Source organism: Stenotrophomonas sp. HMWF003, from assembly GCF_003061285.1.
In the GTDB taxonomy this organism is placed as follows: Bacteria; Pseudomonadota; Gammaproteobacteria; order Xanthomonadales; family Xanthomonadaceae; genus Stenotrophomonas; species Stenotrophomonas maltophilia_AP.
Genome location: NZ_QAIW01000274.1, coordinates 1 through 9596, shown reverse-complemented (window position 1 = coordinate 9596; position 9596 = coordinate 1). Strand labels below are relative to the sequence as shown.

Here is a 9596-nt window from a genome sequence, read left to right as displayed (position 1 = left end):
GATCCGCGAGGGCCTGGCCGAAGGCGACCAGGTAGTGACCGCCGGCAAGGTGGCCCTGCGTGATGGCACGGCGGTGCAGGTGATCGGCGCCAAGCCGGCCACCGCCACCGCATCGGCGCAACCGGCGAAGAAGGCGGAGAGCCGTCAATGACTTCGGCCGGCAACGACCACGGCAACGATCCGCACCACGGCGACCGCCCGGGTGCACAGGGCGGGGGGCTGGTGGAATTCGCCACCCGCCGCCGCGTCACCATCGCCATGTGCACGGTGACGCTGATGCTGTTCGGCGTCATCGCGCTGGGCAACCTCAAGGTCAACCTGCTGCCCGACCTGAGCTATCCCACCCTGACCGTGCGCACCGAATACACCGGCGCAGCCCCCACCGAAATTGAAACCCTGATCAGCGAACCGGTCGAAGAGGCCGTGGGCGTGGTCAAGAACCTGCGCAAGCTCAAGTCGGTCTCGCGCACCGGGCAGAGCGATGTGGTGCTCGAATTCGCCTGGGGCACCAACATGGACCAGGCCAGCCTGGAGGTGCGCGACAAGATGGAAGCGCTGAACCTGCCGCTGGAGGCCAAGGCCCCGGTGCTGCTGCGCTTCAATCCGTCCACCGAACCGATCATGCGCCTGGTGATCTCGGCCAAGGCCGACGCCGCCACCGATGCCGATGCGGTCCGCCAGCTCACCGAGCTGCGCCGCTATGCCGATGAAGACCTGAAGAAGAAGCTCGAACCGGTGGCCGGCGTGGCCGCGGTCAAGGTGGGCGGCGGCCTGGAAGACGAGATCCAGGTCGACATCGACCAGCAGAAGCTGGCCCAGCTGAACCTGCCGATCGACAACGTGATCAAGCGGCTCAAGGAAGAGAACATCAACATCTCCGGCGGTCGCCTGGAGGAAGGCTCGCAGCGCTTCCTGGTGCGTACCGTCAATCAGTTCGCCGACCTGGAGGACATCCGCAACCTGCTGGTGACCACCCAGGGCAGCAATGGCAGCGCCGCCGACGCGGCCATGCAGCAGATGTTCGCCATTGCCGCCTCGACCGGCTCCGATGCGGCCGTGGCCGCCGCGTCGGCCGCGCAGAGTGCGTCCAGCAGCAGTTCCTCGACCATCGCCAATGGCGTGCCGGTGCGGCTGAAGGACGTGGCCAGCGTGCGCCAGGGCTACAAGGAACGCGAGGCGATCATCCGCCTGGGCGGCAAGGAAGCGGTGGAACTGGCGATCTACAAGGAAGGGGACGCCAACACCGTGGCCACCGCCGAGGCGCTGCGCGCGAAGCTGGAGCAGATCAAGGCGCAGATTCCCGGCGACGCCCAGCTGACCACCATCGAAGACCAGTCGCGCTTCATCGAACACGCCATCAGCGACGTCAAGAAAGACGCGGTGATCGGCGGCCTGCTGGCCATCCTGATCATCTTCCTGTTCCTGCGCGATGGCTGGAGCACGTTCGTGATCAGCCTGTCGCTGCCGGTCTCGATCATCACCACGTTCTTCTTCATGGGCCAGATGGGCCTGAGCCTCAACGTGATGTCGCTGGGCGGCCTGGCGTTGGCCACCGGCCTGGTGGTGGACGATTCGATCGTGGTGCTGGAAAGCATCGCCAAGGCGCGCGAGCGCGGCCTGGGCATCCTGCAGGCGGCCATTGCCGGTACCCGCGAAGTGAGCATGGCGGTGGTCGCCTCGACCCTGACCACCATCGCGGTGTTCCTGCCGCTGGTGTTCGTCGATGGCATCGCCGGGCAGCTGTTCCGCGACCAGGCGCTGACCGTGGCGATTGCCATTGCGATTTCGCTGCTGGTGTCGATGACCCTGATTCCGATGCTGAGCTCGCTCAAGGGCCGTCCGCCGCTGGCGTTCCCGGAAGAAGCGGCGCACGCGGCATGGCAGCCCGAAAAGCGCTGGCTCAAGCCGGTGGCCAGTGGCCGCCGCGGTATCGGTGCGCTGGTCCGCTGGGCCTGCTTCGGCGTGGCCTGGGCGATCATCCGCGTGTGGCGCGGTGTGGTGGCCGTGGTCGGGCCGGTGATGCGCAAGGCCAGCGACGTGGCGATGAAGCCCTATGCGGGCGCCGAACGCGGCTACCTCAAGCTGCTGCCGGGCGCGCTGCATCATCCGGGCAAGGTGCTGGGCTGTGCCGCGCTGGCCTTCGTGGCCACCATGGCGCTGGTGCCGATGCTGGGTGCCGATCTGATCCCCCAGCTGGCCCAGGACCGCTTTGAAATGACCGCCAAGCTTCCGGCCGGCACGCCGCTGAAGCAGACCGATGCGCTGGTCCGCGAGCTGCAGCTGGCCCATGCCAAGGACGACCAGATCGCGTCGCTGTATGGCGTCAGCGGCAGCGGCACGCGGCTGGATGCAAGCCCGACCGAAAGCGGCGAGAACATCGGCAAGCTCACCGTGGTGATGGCCGGTGGCGGCGATGCCCGCACCGAGGCGGCCATCACCGAGCGCCTGCGCGATTCGATGCAGCAGCACCCCGGCGTGCAGGTCGACTTCGCACGGCCGGCGCTGTTCAGTTTCTCCACGCCGCTGGAAGTGGAGCTGCGCGGCCAGGACATGGCCACGCTGGAGCGCGCCGGCCAGGCACTCGCTGCGATGCTGCGCAACAACCCGCACTACGCCGACGTCAAATCCACGGTGGAAGAGGGCTTCCCGGAAATCCAGATCCGCTTCGACCAGGAGCGCGCCGGTGCGCTGGGCCTGACCACCCGCCAGATCGCCGACGTGGTGGTGAAGAAGGTGCGCGGCGACGTGGCCACCCGCTACAGCTTCCGCGACCGCAAGATCGACGTGCTGGTGCGCGCGCAGGAAGGCGACCGCGCCAGCGTGGACAGCATCCGCCGCCTGATCGTCAACCCGGGCAGCAGCCGTCCGGTCACGCTGGATGCGGTGGCCGAAGTGGTCGCCACCAACGGCCCCAGCGAGATCCATCGCGCCGACCAGACCCGCGTGGCAGTGGTCTCGGCCAACCTGCGCGACATCGACCTGGGCGGCGCAGTGCGCGAGGTGCACGACATGGTGGCCAAGCAGCCGCTGGGCGCCGGTGTAGGCATGCACATCGGCGGGCAGGGCGAGGAACTGGCGGAATCGGCGCGGTCGTTGATCTTCGCCTTCGGCCTGGCGATCTTCCTGGTGTACCTGGTGATGGCCTCGCAGTTCGAGTCGTTGCTGCACCCGTTCGTCATCCTGTTCACCATTCCGCTGGCGCTGGTCGGGGCGATCCTGGCCCTGATGCTCACCGGCAAGCCGATCTCGGTAGTGGTGTTCATCGGCCTGATCCTGCTGGTGGGGCTGGTGACCAAGAACGCGATCATCCTGATCGACAAGGTCAACCAGCTGCGCGAAGCCGGGGTGCCCAAGCAGGAGGCACTGGTGGAAGGCGCGCGCTCGCGCCTGCGTCCGATCATCATGACCACGCTGTGCACGCTGTTCGGCTTCCTGCCGCTGGCGGTGGCGATGGGCGAGGGGGCCGAAGTGCGCGCGCCGATGGCGATCACCGTGATCGGTGGCCTGCTGGTGTCCACGTTGCTCACCCTGCTGGTCATTCCGGTGGTGTACGACCTGCTCGACCGCCGCGGTGATGCCTACTACCGCGAGCGCGGCCGCAAGCACGCCGGCCACGTGGAGCCCGCCGGCAGCGGCGCTGCGCAGGAGCCGGCATGAGCATCGCCGAGTTCTCCATCCGCCGTCCCATCACCACCATCATGTGTTTCGTGTCGCTGGTGGTGGTGGGCCTGATCGCCTCGTTCCGGCTGCCGCTGGAAGCGCTGCCGGACATCTCCGCGCCGTTCCTGTTCGTGCAGGTGCCGTACACCGGCTCGACCCCGGAGGAGGTGGAGCGCAACATCATCCGCCCCACCGAAGAAGCGCTGGCGACCATGACCGGGATCAAGCGCATGCGCTCCTCGGCCACCTCCGAAGGCGCCAGCATCTTCATCGAGTTCACCGACTGGGACCGCGACATCGCCATCGCCGCCTCCGATGCGCGTGAGCGCATCGATGCGATCCGCAGCGACCTGCCCGACGACCTGCAGCGCTACAACGTGTTCAAGTGGTCCAGCAGCGACGAACCGGTGTTGAAGGTACGGCTGGCCAGCAGCACCGACCTGACCGGTGCGTACGACATGCTCGACCGCGAGTTCAAGCGGCGCATCGAACGCATCCCCGGCGTGGCCCGGGTCAACATCTCCGGTGCACCGCCGAACGAGGTGGAAATCGCGATCAGCCCGGACCGGCTCACCGCGCACAACCTGAGCATCAACGAGCTCAGCGACCGCCTGCGCACGCTGAATTTCTCGATCTCCGCCGGGCAGATCGACGACAACGGCCAGCGCGTGCGGATCCAGCCGGTGGGTGAAATCACCGACCTGCAGGAGCTGCGCGACCTGGTGATCGACACCAAGGGCCTGCGCCTGGGCGACATCGCCGAGATCCGGCTCAAGCCCACCCGCATGAACTACGGCCGACGCCTGGACGGCAACCCCGCCGTGGGCCTGGACATCTACAAGGAACGCAGCGCCAACCTGGTGGAGGTCTCGCGCGCTGCGTTGGCGGAGGTGGAGGCGATCCGCACGCAGCCGTCGATGCGCGACGTGCAGATCAAGGTCATCAACAACCAGGGCAAGACCGTGACCTCCTCGCTGCTGGAACTGGCCGAGGCCGGCGCGGTCGGCCTGCTGCTGTCGGTGACGGTGCTGTTCTTCTTCCTGCGCCATTGGCCGTCCACGCTGATGGTGACCCTAGCGATCCCGATCTGTTTCGTGATCACGCTGGGCTTCATGTACTTCGCCGGGGTCACCCTCAACATCCTGACCATGATGGGCCTGCTGCTGGCGGTGGGCATGCTGGTGGACAACGCGGTGGTGGTGGTGGAGAGCATCTACCAGGAACGCGAGCGCATGCCCGACCAGCCGCGGCTGGCGTCGATCATCGGCACCCGCAACGTGGCCATCGCGCTGAGCGCCGGCACCTTGTGCCACTGCATTGTGTTCGTGCCCAACCTGTTCGGCGAAACCAACAACATCAGCATCTTCATGGCCCAGATCGCGATCACCATCTCGGTGTCGCTGCTGGCCTCGTGGCTGGTCGCGGTCAGCCTGATCCCGATGCTGTCCGCCCGCATGCAGACCCCCAAGCTGGTGCATTCGGAAACCGGCGTGATCGCCCGCCTGCAGCGCCGCTACGCCAAGGTGCTGCAGTGGACGCTGGAACACCGCGGCTGGAGCGTGTTCGGCATCCTGATGGTGGTGCTGATCAGCCTGGTGCCGATGAAGCTGACCAAGATCGACATGTTCGGCGGCGAAGGCGGCAAGGACATCTTCATCGGCTACAACTGGAAGGGCGCCTACACCTACAGCCAGATGTCCGAGGAGGTCGCCCGCGTCGAACGCTACCTGGACGAGAACCGCGAAAAGCTGCACATCACCCAGGTCTATTCCTGGTACAGCGAGCAGGAAGGCAGCAGCACCACCGTGACCTTCGACGAGAAGCACGCCGACAACCTGCCCGCCGTGCAGGAGGCGCTGCGCAAGGGCCTGCCGCGCTCGGCGCGCACCGATTACATCGTGGGCAACCAGGGCGGTGATGGCGGCGGTGGCGGTGGCAACCAGTCGGTGCAGGTGCAGCTGGTGGGCGACTCGACCAAGATGCTGCAGGAGATCGGCGAGGACGTGGTACCGCTGCTCGCACGGCGCAAGGAGCTGCGCGACGTGCGCATCGACAACGGCGAGAAGGGCAGCGAGCTGTCGATCCACGTCGACCGCGAACGGGCGGCCGCGTTCGGCTTCAATGCCGAACAGGTGGCCAGTTTCGTCGGCCTGGCCCTTCGCGGCGCGCCGATGCGCGAGTTCCGCCGCGGTGACAGTGAAGTGCCGGTCTGGGTGCGTTTCGCCGGGGCCGAGCAGAGCAGCCCGGAAGACCTGGCCAGCTTCACCGTGCGCACCGGCGACGGTCGCTCGGTGCCGCTGCTGAGCCTGGTCGATGTCTCGATCAAGCCGTCGGCCACGCAGGTCGGCCGCACCAATCGACAGACCACGCTGACCATCAAGGCGAACCTGGCCGAGAAGGTCACCGCGCCCGAAGCCCGCAAGGCGATGGAGGAAACCCTCACGCCGATGAGCTTTCCGGCCGGCTACACCTTCACCTTCGATGGCGGCGATTACGGCGACGACAACGAGGCCATGCAGCAGATGCTGTTCAACCTGATCATCGCGCTGGTGATGATCTACGTGGTGATGGCCGCGGTGTTCGAATCGCTGCTGTTCCCGGCGGCGATCATGAGTGGCGTGCTGTTCTCGATCTTCGGGGTGTTCTGGCTGTTCTGGATCACCGGCACGTCGTTCGGGATCATGTCCTTCATCGGCATCCTGGTGCTGATGGGCGTGGTGGTGAACAACGGCATCGTGATGATCGAGCACATCAACAACCTGCGTCGGCGCGGCATGGGCCGCACCCAGGCGCTGGTGGAAGGCTCCCGCGAGCGCCTGCGCCCGATCATGATGACCATGGGCACGGCCATCCTGGCGATGGTGCCGATCTCGCTGACCGACACCCAGCTGCTCGGCGACGGCCCGCCGTACTACCCGATGGCCCGCGCCATCGCCGGCGGCCTGGCGTTCTCCACCGTGGTCAGCCTGCTGTTCCTGCCGACCATCTACGCCATGCTCGACGACATGAGCAGCGCGGTGTCGCGCATCATCCGCCGCGCCCGCGGCCTGCCGGCCAAGGGCGAAGCAGCCACGGCCGCGTAAGCGGCCGGGCACCATGAAATCCGGTAGTGCCGGCCGCTGGCCGGCTCCCCGGAATGCTTGGACACCGGACGCTGGCCGGTACAAAAAAAAGGCCACGCAGTGCGTGGCCTTTTTCCGTTGCCGGCGCGCAGCGCTTACCCGGCCACCTTGCCCCACACCTGCAGCCCGGTCAGCCACAGGCCCAGCATGCTGCCCAGGTTGGTCAGCATGAAGGTCAACACCACCCGGGTCACCCGGTTGCGGTACCAGCCCTTCACGCTCTGCGCGTCGTCGCGCAGCTTGAGGAAATCCTCATACGCCGGCTTGCGCAGGCGCGTTTCCACCAGTGCGGCGAACGCGCCGGTCGGAATGCTCAACCGGAACGGCTTGAACGGCGCGACCACGATCGCGGTCAGGATGCTCAGCGGATGGCTGCCCGCCAGCAGGCATCCCAGGCCCGCCAGGCCGCCGGTGTACATCGCCCAGGTCAGCAGCAGCTCACCGCCCATGCCCAGGCCACCCCGGTAGAAGCCCACTGCAATCCCGGCCAGCACCACCGCCAGGATGGTCAAGGTGATCCACGGAATGTTGCGCTTCTTCGGCACCGCTTCCAGCGACTCGCGCAGCGGCCCGGGGGCATCGGTATCGGTTTCCAGGTACCTGGCCAGGCCGGCCAGGTGCCCCGCGCCGACCACCGCCAGCACCTCGCGCTGGGCCGGGTCGTGCACTTCGCGCAGGCGCGTGGCCATGTAGCGGTCGCGCTCGCCGATGATGGTTTCATACAGCGCAGGGCTTTCGCTGGCGAACTCGCCGAAGCTGGCTTCCAGCATGTCGCCCTGCTTGAGCTTTTCGATCTCGTCCTCGCCGACCTCGTCGGACGCGAACAGGCCGGCGCCCAGGCCCATCACCAGCTTGATCCGGCCGAAGAATCCCAGCCGCTGCGAGGCGCGCTTGAAGGTCAGGCCCACTTCGCGGTCGATCAGGTGCACCGGCAGGTTGTGTTCGTTGGCCAGGGTCACCGCACGCTTGAGTTCGGCGCCCGGCTCGATCCCGAGCTGCTCGGCGAGGCGGCGCTGGTAGGCGGCCAGCGCCAGGTTGGCGGCGAACAGCGCCACGCGGCCCTTGCGGATCACCTCGACCAGATCCAGCTTGGCCAGGGCGTCGGGATTGGTCAGGGCCTGCAGGCGCTGCGCGTCCAGTTCCACGGCGACGGCGTCGAAGCGGCCACTGCCGATCGCCCGTTCCACCGCTTCCACGCTGGCCTGGGAGACGTGCGCGGTGCCGAGCAGGGTGTAGCGCACGCCGTCGCGTTCGACCACGCGCACGGGCTGGCCGGCGAACAACGTGTCGCCGGTGTCATCGAGTTGGGGTTCAGTCATTTCATTCATTCGAAGGGGCGCTGTCGGCACCATCGCCGAGCGCGCGCTGCATCTGGACGGTGTCCAGCCAGCGGCCATGCTTGCGGCCGAGGCCGCGGAAAATGCCCACGGTGTGGAAACCGAAGCGCTCGTGCAGTTTGATCGAGGCGGTGTTGGTCGGCTCGCCGATCACCGCCACCATCTGCCGGTACCCGCGTGCGACGCAGGCGTCGATCAGGCCCTGCATCAGGGCGGTGCCGACGCCACGGCCCTGGAAGGCGGCATCGACGTAGACCGAGTTTTCCACGGTCCACTGGTAGGCGATGCGCCCGCGGTAGGTGTTGGCGTAGGCATACCCGGCCACCTGGCCATCGACCTCGGCCACGATGTACGGGAAGCCGCGGCCCACGATGTCGTGCATGCGCCGCTGCATTTCCGCCGCGTCGGGCACGTCGTACTCGTAGGTGTTGACCAGGTCGGTGACCTCCACCGCGTAGATCGCGGTGATGGCATCGATGTCGGTGTCGCGGGCGTCGCGCAGCTGCACGGTCACGGGGTGGGGGTCCTGGGGGTCAGTCGATGTAGCGCTTGAGCAGGTCGCCGTATGCGTCGATGCGGCGATCCCGCAGGAACGGCCAGATGCGGCGCACGTGCTCGCTGCGCTGCAGGTCGACGTCGCACAACAGAACGGTGGGCTCGCCGCCGGCTTCGGCGATGAACTCGCCCTGCGGGCCGAGCACGTGGCTGTTGCCCCAGAACTGGATGCCGGAGGCACCCAGCGGCGAGGCTTCATGGCCGACGCGGTTGCAGCTCAGGACGGGTACGCCGTTGGCCACGGCATGGCCGCGGTGGCTGAGGACCCAGGCGTCGCGCTGGCGGCCCTGTTCGTCCTGCTGGTCGTCCGGGTCCCAGCCGATGGCGGTGGGGTAGAGCAGCAGTTCGGCGCCGGCCAGCGCCATGAGGCGGGCGGCTTCGGGGTACCACTGGTCCCAGCAGACGAGCACGCCCAGGCGGCCGACGGAGGTGTCGATCGGGGTGAAGCCGAGGTCGCCGGGGGTGAAGTAGAACTTTTCGTAGAAGCCCGGATCGTCCGGGATGTGCATCTTGCGATACTTGCCCAGCAGGGTGCCGTCCTTTTCGAAGACGACGGCGGTGTTGTGGTACAGGCCGGCGGCACGGCGTTCGAACAGGGAGCCGACGATGACGACCCCGTGCTTTTTGGCGAGTGCGCCCAGGCGTTCGGTGCTGGGGCCGGGGATGGGCTCGGCCAGGTCGAATTCGTCCACCGATTCGTGCTGGCAGAAGTACGCGCCGTTGTGCAGTTCCTGCAGCAGGATGAGCTTGGCACCCTGGGCGGCCGCTTCCGCCACGCGCGTTTCGATCACGGCCAGATTGGCGGCGGCGTCACCGTGGTTGCGCTCCTGGATCAGGGCGACGGAAAGGGTGTGGCGTGAGCTCATCCGGGTGCGGTCCTGCAGGGGGAAAAACGCAGTTTATCGCGGATGGGTGCACGCAG

The 9596-nt window shown here is 67.2% G+C and carries 5 protein-coding genes and 1 pseudogene; 3 read left to right on the top strand and 3 right to left on the bottom strand.

Annotated elements, in window-relative coordinates; all coding sequences use genetic code 11:
• The 3 genes and pseudogenes from DBR34_RS22740 to DBR34_RS11355 form a co-directional block, all read left to right on the top strand.
• Positions 1–151, top strand: a pseudogene (locus DBR34_RS22740) (efflux transporter periplasmic adaptor subunit); the annotation flags it as partial.
• The gene (locus DBR34_RS11360; protein ID WP_128096873.1) at positions 148–3657 is read left to right on the top strand and encodes an efflux RND transporter permease subunit; all 3510 of its coding nucleotides are present in this window, start codon (positions 148–150) and stop codon (positions 3655–3657) included. The pseudogene DBR34_RS22740 and the gene DBR34_RS11360, both read left to right, overlap by 4 nt.
• Positions 3654–6743, top strand: coding sequence for an efflux RND transporter permease subunit (locus tag DBR34_RS11355; protein ID WP_128096872.1), 3090 nt, complete (start codon positions 3654–3656; stop codon positions 6741–6743). The genes DBR34_RS11360 and DBR34_RS11355 overlap by 4 nt, the downstream gene beginning before the upstream one ends.
• Before the next feature lie 134 nt (positions 6744–6877).
• On the opposite strand, the gene DBR34_RS11350 is transcribed toward DBR34_RS11355, so the two are convergent.
• The 3 genes from DBR34_RS11350 to DBR34_RS11340 are packed head-to-tail and all read right to left on the bottom strand — an operon-like array spanning position 6878 to position 9540.
• Positions 6878–8101, bottom strand: a complete 1224-nt coding sequence (locus DBR34_RS11350; protein WP_181393979.1) for a TraB/GumN family protein — start codon at positions 8099–8101, stop codon at positions 6878–6880.
• A 1-nt stretch (position 8102) separates the two neighbouring features.
• Positions 8103–8633: a GNAT family N-acetyltransferase gene (locus DBR34_RS11345; RefSeq protein ID WP_128096870.1), complete on the bottom strand. Its 531-nt coding sequence runs from the start codon at positions 8631–8633 to the stop codon at positions 8103–8105.
• Positions 8634–8652: 19 nt separating this feature from the next.
• Positions 8653–9540 (bottom strand): carbon-nitrogen hydrolase, encoded by an 888-nt coding sequence (locus DBR34_RS11340; protein ID WP_128096869.1) that lies wholly within the window; start codon positions 9538–9540, stop codon positions 8653–8655.
• Between the last annotated feature and the right edge of the window lie 56 nt (positions 9541–9596).

Bases quoted from the DNA above. Each gene is read 5' to 3' on its own strand.
- DBR34_RS11360 (WP_128096873.1), top strand. From the start codon at position 148: ATGACTTCGGCCGGCAACGACCACGGCAACGATCCGCACCACGGCGAC.
- DBR34_RS11355 (WP_128096872.1), top strand. From the start codon at position 3,654: ATGAGCATCGCCGAGTTCTCCATCCGCCGTCCCATCACCACCATCATG.
- DBR34_RS11350 (WP_181393979.1), bottom strand. From the start codon at position 8,101: ATGACTGAACCCCAACTCGATGACACCGGCGACACGTTGTTCGCCGGC.
- DBR34_RS11340 (WP_128096869.1), bottom strand. From the start codon at position 9,540: ATGAGCTCACGCCACACCCTTTCCGTCGCCCTGATCCAGGAGCGCAAC.